Here is a 17,454-nt window from a genome sequence, read left to right as displayed (position 1 = left end):
TCTTAATTTTCAAAGCTAGCTGACACGCTCACGCTTTCTACCTGCCAATACCCATAAAATTTCATTAATCCAAGTTAGAAAATGCTCCGCCCAATAAGCTGATCTAACATATTGATGAAAATCGCTCTTTAATCTCTCCGACCTCATAAATACCTGCAAAATATTATTACCCATAGGCTTTACATTAATATTTTTTATTTCTTCATCAGTAGTATCGAATTTATTGCATATCCATTTTCTGGTATGTGGTGAGCGAGCATAGGCATCCAATACCCCCGGGAGAAAGCCATCCTTAAGATCCATATACAGCCACAGGCAATCTCCTGAATCCACCTCCCCCTGTCTATCCAACAAATGCTCTATATAGTCAAGAGAATCCTGATTCTCTGTTATTTGCCTGACAATATTCGTGGACAAAAAATTCTCAACTTCGCGAGCAGGTGTGCCAATTACCAAACCGACGGGATTTGATAATCTCTTCGCACTCATTACTGAGTTGTACGTTGCAGAGGCGGAGCCACCTAAGGCCTTCACATCTGTATCACAAATGCAAGAGACGGGCCTTTTTTGCTCAGCAATTCTCGTTATCTCATCAGCCGAGCCGTTACCACCACCGTGAACTGGAACATATGACAGGTCACCAAACCTCAAGAGCTTGGCGTTTAAATCAAACAACATTTTATAAAATTCACCATCATTCCTTGCATTCTCAAGGACTAGTGAAGTTTGTGAAAGAAAACCCTCAGGAAGAGCATGATCAATACCTATTCTCCAAGTCCCTTTATCATCATAATCAATTAAACCAACATCATGCCTCACCAATATTTTATATTTAGCCTTTTCAACCTGCCCTCCTAATTGCGAAAACTCCTGCCCTAAACCAAGAATATGCTCTTTATGCTTTTTTGAAAGATCCAAATTCAAAGCCGCCCACTTTGCAAGCGATCTTGAAATCACCACACGGTGATACCCCAACAAACTAGATCTAGCAGCCTCTGAAAATAAATCTGACAATTTTCTAATATCGACATCAGCAATGTCATCTTGGGAAAAATCAAATTTAATAATCATTTTAATAGCTGAAAAAACCAAATGGCCAGTTTTCAAGAACACCTTCAGCGTCGTAGTTTGAAGTCTCAATTCGAGTAGAATTTAGATTTCCGTCTTCGCTAGAAAATATTACTATCTGCACGTCCTCCGCTCGCAGTTTCCCCTCTTCAATAAGTTCACCCAAGCGATTAATCAGAGTTTCACTATGTGTCTCTACAACGAACACTGGAGAGCCCCGAGTATCATCTTGAGTATTAGGTAGCGCATTCAGAAGCGCATCGGCCAGTTGAGCTTGATGCGCAGGATGCAGATGCAGCTCTGGCTGCTCCATAGTTATTGGATAAAGAGAGTTTCGCCTCTCCCGAGCGCCAGTTTTAGAAGACCACCATATTTGCGCCAAAACTGGCAGCAACTGTGAAACTCCATATCCTGTATCTGCAGCATTAACATCCAAGCCATCACGCTTGAGCTGAATACTTATATGTCCTTCAGTTCTCTGAACTCCCACACCAAACCCAAACAAGCCACTTACCCATTCTGAAAATTGCCTAAGTTGAACGGGTGGCAATGATCCAAGAAACATTGGTAGATTGTGTCCATCTGGTGCTATTTCAGATATTTCAAGCTCCTGGAAACGATAGTAACGTTCGCTGCGCGCTCTAGCTGGGCCAAGATATGTCGTCTGGGAAAAAATCTCTCTAAAAAAGCCCCCTGCGTCAGATATAGCCTGCAAAACATAGTTCATGGCACACGCCACATTTATTTCCTTGTAGAGCTTTTTATAGTCATCCCTCAAAAGACTATCGTATAGCTTTCTAAAAGACACAGCAGGAGCAGTGGAAGCCAAAATTGTCAAGGCTTCAGGAGACAAATTTGGATACTGCAAAATACGGCGAGCCTCTGCCTCGATTTTCGGTGGAAGAATACGTCCATCAACGAAATTGGCAACAAGGCCTGCAATATAGGAAGCAAATGCAGCGGCTGGATTTACTATTCGACGCAGCTGTCGGCTATCTGCCTTAACTGTCGTCACTAGAGTACCAGCAGAAAAAATATCACTAGACGTAAAAATTACAGAATGGTTCGGAAGTAGGACTGACAGCTCTGCATCGTTTACAACGAAAGAATCTGCATTCCGACCATCTTTGGCGAAAGATGCAACAAAGCTTATTCCGTAAGAAGGGTCTGTCAATCTGACAGTCCGCCTTACAGTTCTCCCCATCTGCTCCCCAGCGAAATAGAAAGATTGATACTAGAATATTCCTGACTTTTTCTCCCAGAATTTACCTTAATTAAGTCATCGTAATAGAGAGGGTAATTCTGGTATCTATTACTAACAGAAAATTTTTCAGCCGAGAAATTAAAAGTAATTTCTTTTGAATTACTAGCGTGATTCACTGCAGAGGAAAAATCACCGAAATCCACATAGTCGCCATACCACAATATGGGGGCACTAGATTTTGCCTCCAAAGATTGCCGTAAAAGAGCAAATGACCTTAGAAAGGTACTTTTCCCTGCACTATTTCTTCCAACAAGGATAGTAATGGGGCGCAACTCTATTTTTGGCGCTGTCGTAAGTGATCTAAGATTCTCTATAGAGTAGGAAATTTTCAAAATTACTCTCCCGCCATTCCAGGCAAATCAACTTCACTCACAGCAAATTTATTGCAAAACATCTTATGTTACAAAATTGTACATCAGGACAATTTCTTCGTCCTGACAAACGTAGCAAGCGTACAGGAAAACCCTACGCATAGAGATTGATAGAGTCAATCGGCCAAGCGCTGCAACACTGAACAAATCAGCTGTGTTAGATGACTGCCTAAGTCTAGGCAAACATCTTCCTGAAGCAGCTCATGACGTAAGAAAGCGCTGCTTTCGCCCGTACACCCTCACTTACAGGCTACCGCAACGGCCACTTTGGCGAATATTTCCAGCATCTGCCATGAGAGCCGGTTGTGACCATTGAAATCACGCGCCGCGTCTCCAAGTCCCTCGGTTGACGAGTCAGGACAGCGATCCAAAAATGCCTAGCGCCACATCCGCGCCGCCAGATCCTCAGCACGGAAGCTGGCATACCGTTGGGCCATCTTGCTGCCAGGCGCCCATCCCATGATGCGGTGTATCTCTGCCTCCCGAAACATCCAATCACCCATCTTGCTGCGCATCTCAAACCACAGGCAAGTCGCCTCATGTCGCAGGTCGTGCTCAGTCAGTCCTTGGCACTCCGCATAGCCGAAAAGGCTGGAAAACCGATTGGATAGCCGTGACGAGACCTTGGCCAACTCCTGTGCACACTCATCGCCATTCCACCAGGGGAACACCAACTGCTGCTCACCCTGATCCGGCAGGGCCTGCAGGTAGGCCTCCAGCACACCGAACAGCTCGGGCCGGATGGGCACCTCGCGGTACTTGACCTTGCCGTGCCATTGCTTGCTGGCCTTGGCCCGGATCACCCGAGTCGCCAGACCGAACTGCCAACGCCGGAGGGTGTAGGCCTCGCGCAGCCGCAGCCCCGTGTACAGGATCACCAGGAACATGATGCGCAGGGCTGGCGCGTCATCCAGCTTGATCGTGCGCTCACGGTCCGGCCGCCGCTCACCAGCCAGCACCCGCTCGATGCGCTCCAGCTCGCCAGGCAGCAGCCGCCGCTCACGCTGGACATCTTCCTTGGCAACCTTGGGCTTGACCTGGTCGCCGGCCGCAGCGTTGAGCGCCTCAATGTCCGCCCGGTCCTTCGAGGTGTATGTGGCAGCGCCCTTAGGCAGCAGCCGTAACGGGTTGCCTACCATGGCATCCGGATGCTGCCGCAGCCACCAGTCCAAGCATCGAGACAGCGAGCCCACACGCTTGCGAATCGTGCCGGGCGAGAAATTACGCTCCAGCTTGAGGCTGCGCACCCAGGCTTCGGCCCATTTATAGGTGAGGTCAGAAATCAGAACCTTACCCACCTCGCCTACCAGTAGGTCAAGGACCGGAATGTCGGTGGCCGCCGGCTGGCCGGTATTGATCCAAGCGATTAGGACAAATCGTAGCCGTTCGGTGGGCTTTGGCGCGGAGGCGTTCTGCTGTACGAGGCCTGCAGGCACCACGCCAGCGGCCAGCAACTGGTCGACCTGCTGGCCGTACCGCTCGGCCTCTGCCTGGTCGTCGAACGTCATGTAGACGGGCTTGGGCAGCAGCTTGCTGCGGATGGTCAGCTCGTACCGCCCTCGGGGCGTCTTGCGCACACTCGACACACTCACCTCCCATTGATGCTCGGGCGGAGTGTACTCACCTCATCGACAAACTCAGAAGATTAGGCGTGGTTCGACCGCAGTTTCGGAGCGGTTTGAGGTCGATTGAGACCAAACTGAGGCGGATCAGAAATGAAAAAAGGCCCCAAGGGGCCTTATAAGTATTTGATTTTCTTTAGAATTTTTGGAGGCGCGAACCAGAGTCGAACTGGTCTAACCGGATTTGCAATCCGGGGCATAACCGCTTTGCTATCGCGCCAAGATCACTATCAAACATGCAGCATTGCTGCAGTTTCTAAAACTGGAGCGGGAAAACGGGTTCGAACCGTCGACCTCAACCTTGGCAAGGTTGCGCTCTACCAACTGAGCTATTCCCGCAAAAAATTCAAGCAACCAACCGTCACCTGAATCGGATATGCACTAGGCACATCCAAAACTGGAGCGGGAAAACGGGTTCGAACCGTCGACCTCAACCTTGGCAAGGTTGCGCTCTACCAACTGAGCTATTCCCGCTTGAATCATCCATTCTGACAGCCAACCGCCACCAGAACCGAACACACCCGAAAGCATATTCAAAATCTGGAGCGGGAAAACGGGTTCGAACCGTCGACCTCAACCTTGGCAAGGTTGCGCTCTACCAACTGAGCTATTCCCGCATTTCTACCGAAGCCTGACATTCTACAACGTCGTTTGCTGCGATGGGATGAATTGTAGCGTAGTTCTTGGAGGGTTCAGGAAAAACGCTACATTTTTTCATCTTCAGTGCTTGACGGCTGGCTCCACAGGCTTGGATTCCGCTGGCGGCGGCGCTGCGGCCTCCTCCTCGGACAAGGGCTCGGGCACACGCTCCAGCGCCACCTTGAGGACCTGGTCGATCCACTTGACGGGGATGATTTCCAGGCCGCTCTTGACGTTGTCAGGGATCTCCTGGAGGTCCTTGACGTTCTCTTCGGGGATCAGCACCGTCTTGATGCCGCCACGCAAGGCCGCCAGCAGCTTTTCCTTGAGGCCGCCGATGGCGGTGACCTCACCGCGCAGCGTGATCTCGCCAGTCATGGCGACATCGGCACGCACCGGGATACCGGTCAGCGCAGAGACGAAAGCCGTCGTCATGGCCGCACCCGCGCTGGGGCCGTCCTTGGGCGTGGCGCCATCGGGCACGTGCACGTGGATGTCCTTCTTCTCGAAGGCCTCGTCCTTGATGCCGAGCATGCGCGAGCGGCTGCGCACCACGGTGCGGGCGGCTTCCACGGATTCCTTCATCACGTCGCCCAGCGAGCCGGTGCGCGAGATCACGCCCTTGCCGGGCATGATGGCGGCCTCGATGGTCAGCAGGTCGCCGCCGACCTCGGTCCATGCCAGGCCCACGACCTGGCCGACCTGGTTGTTGTGCTCGGCACGGCCGTAGCTGTACTTGCGCACACCCAGGTAGTCGGTGAGGTTGTCGGCATTGACGACGACGGTGGGCTCCAGCTTCTTGAGCTGCAGTCCCTTGACCACCTTGCGGCAGATCTTGGAGAGTTCGCGTTCCAGCGAGCGCACGCCGGCTTCACGCGTGTAGTAGCGCACGATGTCGCGGATGGCGGACTCGTCGACCTGCATTTCGCCGTCCTTCACACCGTTGTTGGTGAGTTGCTTGGGCAGCAGGTAGCGGATGGCGATGTTGACCTTTTCGTCCTCGGTGTAACCCGACAGGCGGATCACTTCCATGCGGTCCAGCAGCGCGGGCGGGATGTTCATGGAGTTGGAGGTCGCCACGAACATCACGTCGCTGAGGTCGAAGTCCACTTCGACGTAGTGATCGCCGAAGGTGTGGTTCTGCTCGGGGTCCAGTACTTCCAGCAGGGCACTCGACGGGTCGCCACGGAAGTCCATTCCGAGCTTGTCGATTTCGTCCAGCAGGAACAGCGGGTTGCGCGTGCCGACCTTGTCCAGGCTTTGCAGCACCTTGCCCGGCATGGCGCCGATGTAGGTGCGGCGGTGGCCGCGGATTTCCGCCTCGTCACGCATGCCGCCCAGCGCCATGCGCACGTACTTGCGGCCCGTGGCCTTGGCGATGGACTGGCCCAGCGAGGTCTTGCCCACGCCCGGAGGTCCGACCAGGCACAGGATGGGCGCCTTGACCTTGTCCACGCGCTGCTGCACAGCAAGATATTCAAGGATGCGGTCCTTGACCTTTTCAAGGCCGAAGTGGTCGGCATTGAGCACGTCCTCGGCATTGGCCAGGTCGTGCTTGATCTTGGTCTTCTTGCTCCAGGGCAGGCCCGTGAGCACGTCGATGTAGTTGCGCACCACGGTGGCTTCGGCCGACATGGGCGACATGAGCTTGAGCTTCTTGAGCTCGGCCTCGGCTTTCTTGCGCGCCTCGGCGGGCATGCGGGCCAGCTTGATCTTCTTTTCGATCTCTTCGATGTCGGCGCCGTCCTCGCCCTCGCCCAGTTCCTTCTGGATGGCCTTGACCTGCTCGTTCAGATAGAAGTCGCGCTGGTTCTTCTCCATCTGGCGCTTGACGCGGCCACGGATGCGCTTGTCGACGTTGAGGATGTCGACTTCGCGGTCCAGTTGCTCGAAGAGGTTCTCCAGGCGCTCCTTGATGTCCACCAGGTCGAGCACGGCCTGCTTGTTCTCAAGCTTGAGCGGCAGGTGCGCGGCAATGGTGTCGGCCAGGCGGCCGGCATCGTCGATGCTGGCGATGGAGGTGAGGATCTCGGGCGGGATCTTCTTGTTGAGCTTGACGTACTGGTCGAACTGCTGCGTCACGGCGCGGCGCAGGGCCTCGATCTCGCTGGGCTTGTGCGTTTCGGCCTCGGGCGCCACGGGCACGACGGAGCCCACGAAGTGGGTCTCTTCATCCATGACCTGCTTGACCAGCGCGCGCTGCTGGCCTTCGACCAGCACCTTTACCGTGCCGTCGGGCAGCTTGAGCATCTGCAGGATGGTGGACACGCAGCCGACATCGAACATGTCAGCGGCCGTGGGCTCGTCCTTGGAGGCGGTCTTCTGGGCCACCAGCATGATGCGGCGGTCGCCCTCCATGGCCAGCTCCAGCGCCTTGATGCTCTTGGCGCGCCCCACGAACAGCGGGATCACCATGTGGGGGAACACGACCACGTCACGCAGCGGCAGCAGCGCCAGGTCTAGGGGGGTGGAAGGCAAAGGGGTATGTCCTGACATGGGAATCCTCGGTTTGTCAGCGGAAGATGGTCCGCACACCGGTGTATTTCAACCCTGCGGCCCGAAAGGATTTCGGGACGCAGGGACTTGCGCTGCCGGACCTTTGCAGGCGGCGGCGCATCAGGCCTTCTTGGCCGCTTCGCGGTAAACCAGCAGCGGCGCCTTTCCGTCTTCGATGGTGGACTCGTCCACCACTACCTTTTCGACATTGTCGGCATTGGGCAGCTCGTACATGGTGCCGATCAGAGATTGCTCCAGGATGGAGCGCAGGCCACGGGCACCCGTCTTGCGCGCCAGCGCCTTGCGGGCGATGGCCTTGAGCGCGGCAGGCCGGATCTCCAGCTCCACGCCCTCCATGGCCAGCAGCTTGCTGTACTGCTTGACCAGGGCGTTCTTGGGCTCGGTCAGGATCTGCACCAGGGCGTCTTCGCCCAGTTCGGCCAGGGCCGTGACCACGGGCATGCGGCCGACCAGCTCGGGGATGATGCCGAACTTGATCAGGTCTTCAGGCTCGATCTCCTGGAACACTTCCGAGATGGAACGCTGCTTCTTGCTCTTGACCGTGGCGCCAAAGCCGATGCCAGACGCCTCGGTGCGGTTCTCGATGACCTTCTCCAGGCCCGCGAACGCGCCGCCGCAGATGAACAGGATGTTGGTCGTGTCGATCTGCAGGAAGTCCTGGTTCGGATGCTTGCGGCCGCCTTGCGGGGGAACGCTGGCCATGGTGCCTTCGATGAGCTTGAGCAGTGCCTGCTGCACGCCCTCGCCAGACACGTCGCGCGTGATGCTGGGGTTGTCGGACTTGCGCGAGATCTTGTCGATCTCGTCGATGTAGACGATGCCGCGCTGTGCACGCTCGACGTCGTACTCGCAGCTTTGCAGCAGCTTCTGGATGATGTTCTCGACGTCCTCGCCCACGTAGCCGGCCTCGGTCAGCGTGGTGGCATCGGCCATGACGAAGGGAACGTTGAGCATGCGCGCCAGCGTCTGCGCCAGCAGCGTCTTGCCGGAGCCCGTGGGACCGATGAGCAGGATGTTGCTCTTGGCCAGCTCAATCTCGTCCTTGCCGGCCTTGTCCTTGTGACGCAGGCGCTTGTAGTGGTTGTAGACGGCAACGGCCAGCGTGCGCTTGGGCAGGTCCTGGCCGATCACGTAGTTGTCCAGGTTGGCCTTGATTTCGGCGGGCGTGGGCAGGTCGCCTCGGCCGTCCTTGGCCTCGGTGCTGGGCTGCTCGTCGCGGATGATCTCGTTGCAGAGATCGATGCACTCGTCGCAGATAAAGACTGACGGACCCGCGATCAGCTTCTTGACCTCATGCTGGCTCTTGCCGCAGAAGGTGCAATAAAGGTTTTTTTCGCTGGAGGAGCCTTTTTTCTCGGCCATGGGGTCGGTGCCTTGTTACAGAAATATGGAAAAGGATGATAACCAAATGGAAAGCGGCGTTTTCCGTAGGGGGAAAACGCCGCCCATTCTCATGCAGCCTCCGGACTTCAGGAGCGCTTGTTGATCACCTGATCGACCAGGCCGTAGTCCTTGGCTTCCTCGGCGGACAGGAAGTAGTCGCGCTCGGTGTCGTGCTGGATCTTTTCCAGCGGCTGGCCCGTGCGCTCGGCCAGGATCTTGTTCAGGCGCTCGCGGGTCTTGAGGATCTCGCGTGCGTGGATTTCGATCTCGGTGGCCTGGCCCTGCATGCCGCCCAGCGGCTGGTGGATCATGACCTGGGAATTGGGCAGCGCAAAGCGCTTGCCCTTGGTGCCAGCGGCCAGCAGGAAGGCGCCCATGCTGGCTGCGATGCCGGTGCACAGCGTGGACACATCGGGCTTGATGAAGTTCATCGTGTCGAAGATGGCCAGGCCGGCGCTCACGGAGCCGCCGGGGCTGTTGATGTAGAACGAAATGTCCTTGTCGGGGTTTTCGCTTTCAAGGAACAGCAGCTGGGCCACGACGAGGTTGGCCGTCTGGTCATTGACAGGGCCCACCAGGAAGATCACCCGGTCCTTGAGCAGGCGCGAGTAGATGTCGTACGACCGCTCTCCGCGGCCGGACTGTTCGATGACCATTGGGATCATGCCCAAACCCTGAGTTTCCAATGCGCTCATGTTTTCTCCAGTACTAGGGGGCTACTTTAGCCGTATCCGGAAAGAAAATGGGGCTTGTGCGCCAAAGCACAAGCCCCGCAGATGCCAACCCGCCCGCCGATCTCACGAAGCGGCAGGCAGGCGGTGCTCAAACCCTCAGGCCTGGCCCATCAGTTCGTCGAAGGACACGGCCTTGTCGGAGACCTTGGCCTTGCCCAGCACGAACTCGGTCACGTTGTTTTCGATGACAACGGCTTCGACTTCAGCCAGGCGTTGGCGGTCGCCGAAGTACCAGCGTGCCACGTCTTCGGGCTTTTCGTAGCTGGCGGCCAGCTCTTCCACGTGGGCCTTGATCTGGTCGGGCGTGGCGTGCAGCTCGTTGGCGCGCACCAGCTCGGCCACCACCAGGCCCAGGCGCACGCGGCGCTCGGCTTGGGGCAGGAACACGTCTTCAGGGATCTCGGCCTTCTCGGCGTCCTTGATGCCGCGCTGCTGCAGCTCGGCGCGGGCGCCTTCCAGCAGACGTGCGACTTCAGCCTGCACCGAAGCCTTGGGCAGTTCCAGCTCGGCCTTGGACACCAGGGCGTCCATCACGGCCTGCTTGTTGCGGCCCTGGACGCGGAACTTGACTTCACGCTCCAGGTTCTTCTTGATGTCGGCGCGCAGGCCTTCGACCGTGCCTTCAGCAACGCCCAGTGCCTTGGCAAAAGCCTCGTCCACTTCGGGCAGGTTGGCGGCTTCGATCTTCTTGACCGTCACCAGGAAATCGGCGGTCTTGCCGGCCACGTCCTTGCCGTGGTAGTCAGCGGGGAATGCCAGCGGGAAGGTCTTGGACTCGCCAGCCTTCATGCCGCGCACTGCGTCTTCGAATTCCTTGAGCATCTGGCCTTCGCCGACCAGGAACTGGAAGTCTTCAGCCTTGCCGCCGGAGAAGGTCTCGCCGTCGATCTTGCCTTCGAAGTCCACGGTCACGCGGTCGCCGTCCACGGCCACATCGGCCTGGGCGCGCTGCGCGAAGGTGCGGCGCTGCTTGCGCAGGATGTCCACGGTCTTGTCGATGGCGGCGTCGTCCACTTCGGCGGTCAGCTTCTCGACTTCAGCCGAGGTCAGGTCGCCGATCTTGACTTCAGGCATCACTTCGAAGATGGCTTCGAACTGGGCCTCGCCCTCGGGAGCGCCTTCCTTTTCGGAGATGCGGGGCTGGCCAGCCACGCGCAGCTTGGCTTCGTTGACGGCCTGTGCAAAAGCCTCGCCAACCTTGTCGTTGAGCACTTCGTACTGCACCGAGTAGCCATAACGCTGGGCCACCACGCTCATCGGCACCTTGCCGGGACGGAAGCCGTCCATCTTCACGGTGCGCGCCACCTGCTTCAGACGGTTTTCCACTTCGCTCTGGATGGAGTTCAGGGGCAGGCTCAGCGTGATCTTGCGCTCGAGCTTTTCAAGGGTTTCAACAGTAACGGCCATGTTTGTTCCTATGAGGGATTGGACCGTGCCGGCTGCTGTACAGCCCGCACCGTATTGCGCAAAAGTCACGGTGCGACGCGAGCCAAGCCAGTCGGCCGCGCGGCACCTCAGATTTCAAGGGCTTACATCACATGCACCTGGCCGCTGGGGACCGCACATGGTTCGCTCAACCCGTGATGTAAGCGAAGCCGGACATTATAAACGAGGCGGTTTTGCCTTCCAGACGCGCGCTCTTGCAGGGGAATCCCGCAATCCGCCTGGCCAATGCGCCTCCTCTACAGGAAGCGGGCTTGAGCAGTGTTCGCCGCAGTTGAGCGACGTTGGTGCGTGGTGCGCGGGGGCGGGTCGTCAACCATTCAAAAACAATCACTTGCCTTCACTGCGCGGGATCCGTGCGGGCCAGCAAAAGGCTTTCGAGGCCGCCCGGCACACGCCAACCCAGCATGCGCGCAGCCCGACCAAAGTCCCTGCCAGTCATCGCCAATCAGCAGATGAAAAAGGGTCACATCAAATTGAAACATCTGGTCATTCGACCTATACTGTATGTGCATACAGTAGAAAGAAGACGCGATGCAGCACCAGATTGAGACGGTCAGGGACGATGTGGAAAGCGCCAGCGAGCAAGTGGCCGCCATCTGCGAGCTGCTGGCTGCAGCCCGGGGCACGGCCGTGCACGCCTCGGCCATTACCGCATTGCTGCTGCCCGTGTCACGCAAGCTCAGCGCGGCGGCGGGTGACCTGTCCGACCATCTGCATCGCAGCCAGGTAGTTGGCAGCAAGCGCTGCTAGACCCTCTCACCCGCACCATGACAAGACCCCGCCCTGCGGGGTCTTGTCATTTCTGCATTCGGCATGGCCGCTGGCGTGCCCGCAGCGCGCACAGGCTGCAGCGATTGCCGGGCCTGCTCCCGTCGGCAAACATGGCATTCATACCCGGCCAGCGCGCCGGACCCGGCATACCGCCTGCCCGGTGCCACCGCGATCCGGTGGCCTGAGGCGTTCCCGGCATCCGCAGCCACACGCATGGCGGGTGCACCAGGAACAGGTCCGCGCGGGCCGGCCCACGAGGAGCTTCAGTGAGTCTTGCCATTCCCTTTCCCGCGCCGGATCAGGCGATACCGCCACCGGCCCGTGCCGCCGCTCCCGCCGACCCGGCACACAGGGAGCGCGCCTGATGCTGGCCATTGCCCGTGAATACGAAACGCTGGACGAGCTGTGCATGCGCCAGCTGGGCGCCACGCGCGGCGTGGTGGAAGCCACGCTGGAGCGCAACCCGGGTCTGTCGGCCCACGGTCCCCATCTGCCCGCCGGCCTGGCCGTCGAGCTGACTGAACCCGCCCATGCGCCCAGCCTGCCCCTGATCAGTTTCTGGGATTGACATGGACCGAGAAACCATCGTCAAGACCGCCGCCCTGGAAGGCGCCAAGGCCGCGCCTCCCGTCACCGTCGTGGCCGCGAACGTGGCCAATGGCTGGACCATGACCCATACCGCCACCGCGCTGACCATCGTCTACGTGCTGCTGCAGGCCGTGTATCTGCTGTGGCGCTGGCGCAATGAACGCGAGGACCGGCGCGCGCGCCAGGCCGAGGACGCCGCGCGCAGGAAGGCGTCTTCGACCGCCACAGACACCGGAGCGGCCCCATGAGCACGGCCCGCATGCCAGCGGCAGGACTGGGCATTGGCGCGGCCATTCTCGCGGCATGGATTGCCGCAGAAGGCTTCAGCGCAGATCCGATCATCCCGGTTCGCGGCGATGTGCCCACCATCGGCCACGGCGCCACGCGCTACGAGGACGGCACACGCGTGACCCTGGCCGACCCGCCCATCACCCGCGAACGGGCGCGCGAACTGGCCATCAACCTGCTGGAGCAGCAGTACGGCGCCTGCGTGCGTGATTCGCTGGGCGACACGCGGGTGCATGCGGCCGAGTTCGCCCAGGCGGTGGACTTCGCAGGCCAGTACGGCTGCGGGGCCTGGCGCGGCTCCTCGATGCTGTCCAGGACACGGGCTGGCGACTACGCCGGCGCCTGCCAGTCCTATCTGTCCTGGCGATTCATGACCAGCACTCAGCCTTTGCAGGGCTTCAGCGCCTATCGATGGGATGGCGCAGGCCGGCCCACGCGCTGGCGCTTTGACTGCTCGGAACCCGGCAACAAGGTGTGCCGCGGCGTGTGGACACGCCAGCAGGCGCGCCACGCGGCCTGCATGGAGGCCCAGCCTTGATGGACCGCCTGCAAACCCATGCCTGGCAGCTGCTGGCCCTGCTGCTGGCGGCGCTGCTGGTATGGCAATCGCTGGCGCGGCTAGGTGCCGAGCGCGATGCGGCGCAGGCACGTACGGATCTGGCGACCGACCGCCAGGCCGCTGCCACCGCCGCGCTGCACGCATCCGAACGCTATCGACAACGGGAAGGAGCCTACCGTGAACGCCTCGACTTTCTTGCACGCGACACGGACCTGGCCCTGGCGCGCGCTGCGGCGGATGCCGATGCTGCCCGCGCTGCTGCTGGCCGGCTGCGCGGCGACCTCGCCGACTACATCACCTCCCACCGTGCCGCCGCCCAGGCTCGCGCCGCTGCCGGACAGTGCACGCCAGACACCGCAGCCCTCGATCTGCTCGCCGAGCTGCAGCGCCGCGCTGACGAGCGAGCGGGAGCGCTGGCGCGCATTGCTGACGACGCCCGCCACCGAGGCAGCGCCTGCGAGCGCGCCTACGACGCCGTGCTCGCGCTGACGAGTGAAGCGCGCATTCCCCATATTCCCCGGAATCCATCGGGCCCTGCAGGCGACAGGCATTTGCCGGGCCTTTCAACCAAACCATCTACCCCCTGAAGGAAAACTCTCATGACCATCGAAACCCGAATCGTTGCACTTGCGCAAGCCATCGGCGCCGACGTAAAGGCTTTGCGCTGCGCGCAGGGCAATCTGTGCCTGCTGCCCACAGCGGCAAAGAACAATCTTGTGGCAGCCATTGCCGAACTGCATGGCATGGTTACAACGGGCGGCGTCGTCATTGACGACAGCGTCGGTAACGGCGACACCACAGTCACCTGGTCTGCAGACAAGATCTTCGACAGCATCGAGACAGCCATGCAGGCCTTGAAGAGCGAACTGGTCGATGGTGCCGGAGCCGCCTTGAACACCCTCAAGGAGCTATCCGATGCACTGGGTACCGACCCCAACCTGGCTGCGACGCTGCTGGCCAGCCTTGCGAACCGCGTGCGTTTCGACGAAGCACAGGCACTGACCAATGCGCAAAAACTGACCGCCCGGAACAACATCGGTGCGGCAGCCGCAACCGATCTGGTCGCGCTGGCCGCAGCAATAGGCAATACAGACCACAACTACGCTGCCGCATACGGCGCGGCCAAATGCGGATGCCAATGTGGCAGCAACGGCAACGGCAACGGCAACGGCAACGGCAACGGCACGACGCTGCCACGCCAAAACCTGCTCTACAACGCAAGCTTCCAACTGAATCAGCGCGTCGTGGCCCCTGGCAGCTTCGCAGCTGGCGCATACACACTGGATCGCTGGAAGGCCGGTGCCAGCGGCTGCACACTGGCTTTCGCCTCGGACGCAGCACCCAAATCCGTGGAGATCACCGCAGGCAGCCTGCTGCAGATTCTCCCGACAGAGGACCTGGTCTCCGGCAAGGTCTATACGCTGTCCTGGACAGGCTCGGCACAAGCGCGTATCGGCGAGGGGCTCTACAGCGCTTCGCCCATCACCGTCACCCATACCGGCAACAGCCTGCAGCTTGAATTCACGGGCGGAGTGGTGGCCGAGCCCATGCTCAACCAAGGCTCGCTGGCAGGCCTGTACGAGCCAGAACCGCTGCCCCTGAATTTGCACCGCTGCGCACGCTTCTTCTTCGCCTACAGCGGATCGGGCGGCATCAACCCATGGGCCGGCCTGTTCTTCCTGCGAGCCCACAGCGCCACGGCAGCAACCTGGCTCGCACCAGCGCCAACGCTCATGCGGGCCAATCCGACCGTGACCGCCACGGGCTCTCTCGCGTTCTCGTTCTCCGGGGTTGCGACGCTGTTCACGCCGGCAAACATCACCTTTACGGCCTTCAGCCGTGGGCCCAGCTATATCGAGGGCGATGTGTTCGGCTCGGGATTTCCCGCCAACACCATGGGCTTCATGCGCGGCAACGGCAACGTCAACACCGCCAACCCACGCATCCTTTTCGCGGCCGAGCTGTGAGCCTCTATCAACTGCTGCCCAAGGGGGCATACCGGCGGATATCAGACCAGGCCGCCATTCCTGTGGATCCGGCAAACCGCGATTACCAGGAAGTGCAGGCCTGGCTTGCAGCAGGCGGCCTTCCACTACCGCTGGAAAAGCCTACAGCCCATGCCATGGCTGCTGCTTTGCGGCAAGCCCTGGCCACCGAGTACGCACAGCGCGTGCAGCTCATCGCTGCACCGTACGACGCGTTTGAGCGTGAGAGCTGGCATGTGCAGATCCTGGAGGCCATGGAGCTCCAGGCAACGCCAGATGCTTCCGCGCCCTGGATCACTGCTGCAGCCGCCGCACGCGGAGTGGAACGCCTGGAACTGGCACAACGCATTCGCGCCAAGGACCAGGCCTACCGCCAGGCACACGGCCTGCTGACAGGGAACCGCCAACGCATCGAAACCGCCATCGATACGGCGGGGACGGATCTGACCAGGCTATCCGGGATCGATGTGACTGCGGGCTGGCCAGCCGCTTCCTGTTCCGCTCCCCACTGACGGTACCAGCCACGGCGGCAAAGCGAATGGCCTCCCCGGCCAGCAGCCGCGCCGCCGTAGTCGAGCGCCCGGCTCGCCCACGGGCATCGCGGCAAAACGCTCCGATGCCGCCTACCCCAACCTTGATGGAGAGCTCTTGCCATGCTCAAGCCCGCTAGCCTGCGCGACGCGCTCGTCGCTGCCCTGCCCCAGCTGCAACAGTCGCCGGGGAACATCCGTTTCACCATCCAGAGGGGCCGTGTGGTCAACACGGGCACGCCGTCCCTTTCCTGGGAATACCGCTACACGCTGAGCCTGGTGATTGCGGACTTCACCGGCAGCATCGATGCCGTGACCGTGCCGCTGCTGGTCTGGGCGCGGCGCCACCAGCCCGACCTGTTCGACCATGCCGAAAGGCGCGAGCAGGCGATCCGCTTCGACATTGCGCCTCCTTCCACGGACCCTGCAGCCGCCTCGCAGCCGCAGCAGCTCGCCATCGAGATCGACCTGGTGGAGGCCGTGCTGGCGCGCCCGCGCGAGGGCAGCCCCGGCGCCTTCGACCTGATCTACAAGCCCGAGCCGCCAGGCCAGCTCGACATTGCGCAGCGCCAGTTGTGGGAGCTGTTCCTGTTCGGCGAGAAGGTGGCCGAGTGGAACTACGACCCGCGCTGAGGCGTGGCCGGGCTGCATGCCGGGCCGCATGCCGGGCTGCATGTGGCGGCGTGCGCCACGCCCGGCACACGGCGACACGCAAGGGCCCGGCCGGCACCATGAACGCCATGGATTCGCCCGTCGCACAAACCGAGAGCCCGTACGAGATCATCCGCCGCCTGGAAGGGCTGATCCGCACGGGCACCATCGCCGCAGTCCGCCATGCGCGCCCTGCGCGCTGCCGCGTCAAGACCGGCAACCTGACCACCAACTGGATTCCCTGGCTGGCACTGCGCGCCGCGGGCGAGAACGCCAGCGTCTGGTGGCCGCCTGCCGTGGGCGAGCAGTGCGTGTTGCTGTCGCCCGGCGGCGACCTGCTGGGCGCCGTGGCGCTGACCGGCATCTACAGCAGTGCCGCAGCCCAGCCCAGCGACCGCGAAGGGGTGTGCCACACGCAGTGGAGCCCCACCGATTTCATGGAGCACGACAGCACCACGGGCCGTCTCAACATCAATGTGGCCCACGGCATCACGCTGCGCGTCGGCAACTCGGTGATCAGCATCGACGAGCAAGGCATCAGCCTGCAGGCCGGTGGCGGTTCGGCCACCGTCAATGCGCAAGGCCTGGCCGGCGCGCCCGATGTGACCACCGGCCCCATCAGCCTGCTGCGCCATCGCCATAGTGGCGTCAGGGCGGGCGACGCCATCACGCAGGGGCCGCTATGAACCGCCACACAGGCCGCCGCATCGAGGGCATGGAGCATCTGCGCCAGAGCGTGGCCGACATCCTGTCCACGCCCATCGGCTCGCGCGTGATGCGCCGCGACTATGGATCGCTGGTCCCGGCGCTGCTGGACCAGCCCGACAACAACGCCACCCAGGCACGCCTGCGCGCCGCCGTGGCCAGCGCGCTGATGCGCTGGGAGCCGCGCATCCGCCTGACGCGCATCGTGATCGAGCGCGATCCGGCCGCACCCGGGCGCGCCGACCTGACGCTGATCGGCACCTTCAACAACACGCGCCGCCCGGCCCCGCTGAGCCTGCAGATGCCCATCGCCCGCACCCTTTCATGAAGCAA

Annotated in this window: 18 protein-coding genes and 4 tRNA genes; 10 read left to right on the top strand and 12 right to left on the bottom strand. The window is 60.3% G+C overall.

The genetic code is table 11. From position 1 onward, the window contains the following. Positions 1 to 15 precede the first annotated feature (15 nt). The 12 genes from CLV01_RS28695 to tig form a co-directional block, all read right to left on the bottom strand. Positions 16 to 1,113 carry a hypothetical protein gene (locus CLV01_RS28695; RefSeq protein ID WP_180288384.1) on the bottom strand — a complete coding sequence of 366 codons (1,098 nt, stop codon included), beginning with the start codon at positions 1,111 to 1,113 and terminating at the stop codon, positions 16 to 18. Further along, positions 1,073 to 2,242 (bottom strand): AAA family ATPase, encoded by a 1,170-nt coding sequence (locus CLV01_RS12630; RefSeq protein WP_180288383.1) that lies wholly within the window; start codon positions 2,240 to 2,242, stop codon positions 1,073 to 1,075. The genes CLV01_RS28695 and CLV01_RS12630 overlap by 41 nt, the downstream gene beginning before the upstream one ends. Positions 2,243 to 2,256: 14 nt before the next feature. Further along, on the bottom strand, positions 2,257 to 2,664 hold the full coding sequence (locus CLV01_RS12625; RefSeq protein ID WP_218968181.1) for an AAA family ATPase: 408 nt from the start codon (positions 2,662 to 2,664) through the stop codon (positions 2,257 to 2,259). Positions 2,665 to 3,080: 416 nt separating this feature from the next. Continuing rightward, positions 3,081 to 4,211 carry a tyrosine-type recombinase/integrase gene (locus tag CLV01_RS12620; RefSeq protein WP_143290074.1) on the bottom strand — a complete coding sequence of 377 codons (1,131 nt, stop codon included), beginning with the start codon at positions 4,209 to 4,211 and terminating at the stop codon, positions 3,081 to 3,083. Between the two features lie 260 nt (positions 4,212 to 4,471). After that, positions 4,472 to 4,545 (bottom strand) — tRNA-Cys (locus CLV01_RS12615). Between the two features lie 43 nt (positions 4,546 to 4,588). Further along, a tRNA-Gly gene (locus CLV01_RS12610) sits at positions 4,589 to 4,664 on the bottom strand. A gap of 59 nt (positions 4,665 to 4,723) precedes the next feature. Further along, positions 4,724 to 4,799: transfer RNA gene (locus CLV01_RS12605), tRNA-Gly, on the bottom strand. 67 nt (positions 4,800 to 4,866) lie between these two features. Then, positions 4,867 to 4,942: transfer RNA gene (locus tag CLV01_RS12600), tRNA-Gly, on the bottom strand. A gap of 103 nt (positions 4,943 to 5,045) precedes the next feature. Next, complete coding sequence (lon, locus tag CLV01_RS12595) at positions 5,046 to 7,460, bottom strand: endopeptidase La (RefSeq protein ID WP_012204531.1); 2,415 nt, start codon at positions 7,458 to 7,460, stop codon at positions 5,046 to 5,048. Positions 7,461 to 7,580: 120 nt separating this feature from the next. Continuing rightward, entirely contained in the window at positions 7,581 to 8,843 is a 1,263-nt protein-coding gene (gene clpX, locus CLV01_RS12590) for an ATP-dependent Clp protease ATP-binding subunit ClpX (protein WP_012204530.1), read from the bottom strand. 107 nt (positions 8,844 to 8,950) lie between these two features. Beyond that, positions 8,951 to 9,559: an ATP-dependent Clp endopeptidase proteolytic subunit ClpP gene (gene clpP / locus CLV01_RS12585; protein WP_012204529.1), complete on the bottom strand. Its 609-nt coding sequence runs from the start codon at positions 9,557 to 9,559 to the stop codon at positions 8,951 to 8,953. A 135-nt stretch (positions 9,560 to 9,694) separates the two neighbouring features. After that, a complete protein-coding gene (tig, locus tag CLV01_RS12580) occupies positions 9,695 to 11,005 on the bottom strand; it encodes a trigger factor (protein ID WP_012204528.1) in 1,311 nt (436 codons plus the stop codon). Positions 11,006 to 11,575: 570 nt separating this feature from the next. Here tig and CLV01_RS12575 point away from each other — a divergent pair. The 10 genes from CLV01_RS12575 (at position 11,576) to CLV01_RS12530 (ending at position 17,449) form a co-directional block, all read left to right on the top strand. After that, complete coding sequence (locus CLV01_RS12575; RefSeq protein ID WP_012204526.1) at positions 11,576 to 11,794, top strand: hypothetical protein; 219 nt, start codon at positions 11,576 to 11,578, stop codon at positions 11,792 to 11,794. Positions 11,795 to 12,179: 385 nt separating this feature from the next. Beyond that, positions 12,180 to 12,383, top strand: coding sequence for a tail protein X (locus CLV01_RS12570; protein WP_099734169.1), 204 nt, complete (start codon positions 12,180 to 12,182; stop codon positions 12,381 to 12,383). Between the two features lies 1 nt (position 12,384). Beyond that, positions 12,385 to 12,651, top strand: coding sequence for a hypothetical protein (locus tag CLV01_RS12565; RefSeq protein ID WP_016445084.1), 267 nt, complete (start codon positions 12,385 to 12,387; stop codon positions 12,649 to 12,651). Beyond that, entirely contained in the window at positions 12,648 to 13,229 is a 582-nt protein-coding gene (locus CLV01_RS12560; RefSeq protein WP_099734170.1) for a glycoside hydrolase family protein, read from the top strand. Before CLV01_RS12565 ends, CLV01_RS12560 begins: the two co-directional genes overlap by 4 nt. Continuing rightward, positions 13,229 to 13,837, top strand: a complete 609-nt coding sequence (locus tag CLV01_RS12555; RefSeq protein ID WP_257221279.1) for a DUF2514 domain-containing protein — start codon at positions 13,229 to 13,231, stop codon at positions 13,835 to 13,837. Before CLV01_RS12560 ends, CLV01_RS12555 begins: the two co-directional genes overlap by 1 nt. A 12-nt stretch (positions 13,838 to 13,849) precedes the next feature. Then, positions 13,850 to 15,217 carry a hypothetical protein gene (locus CLV01_RS29085; RefSeq protein ID WP_180288382.1) on the top strand — a complete coding sequence of 456 codons (1,368 nt, stop codon included), beginning with the start codon at positions 13,850 to 13,852 and terminating at the stop codon, positions 15,215 to 15,217. After that, complete coding sequence (locus tag CLV01_RS29535) at positions 15,214 to 15,747, top strand: hypothetical protein (protein ID WP_099734171.1); 534 nt, start codon at positions 15,214 to 15,216, stop codon at positions 15,745 to 15,747. Before CLV01_RS29085 ends, CLV01_RS29535 begins: the two co-directional genes overlap by 4 nt. 141 nt (positions 15,748 to 15,888) lie before the next feature. Continuing rightward, entirely contained in the window at positions 15,889 to 16,398 is a 510-nt protein-coding gene (locus CLV01_RS12540) for a phage tail protein (protein ID WP_046239913.1), read from the top strand. Between the two features lie 98 nt (positions 16,399 to 16,496). Further along, positions 16,497 to 17,102, top strand: a complete 606-nt coding sequence (locus tag CLV01_RS12535; protein WP_099735165.1) for a phage baseplate assembly protein V — start codon at positions 16,497 to 16,499, stop codon at positions 17,100 to 17,102. After that, a complete protein-coding gene (locus tag CLV01_RS12530; RefSeq protein ID WP_016445079.1) occupies positions 17,099 to 17,449 on the top strand; it encodes a GPW/gp25 family protein in 351 nt (116 codons plus the stop codon). Before CLV01_RS12535 ends, CLV01_RS12530 begins: the two co-directional genes overlap by 4 nt. Positions 17,450 to 17,454 lie beyond the last annotated feature (5 nt).

The sequence above is a fragment of the Delftia sp. 60 genome, assembly GCF_002754395.1.
Lineage (GTDB): Bacteria > Pseudomonadota > Gammaproteobacteria > Burkholderiales > Burkholderiaceae_C > Comamonas > Comamonas acidovorans.
The sequence above is the reverse complement of the archived record's forward strand: the minus strand, read 5'-3'. Positions and strand labels throughout refer to the sequence as shown.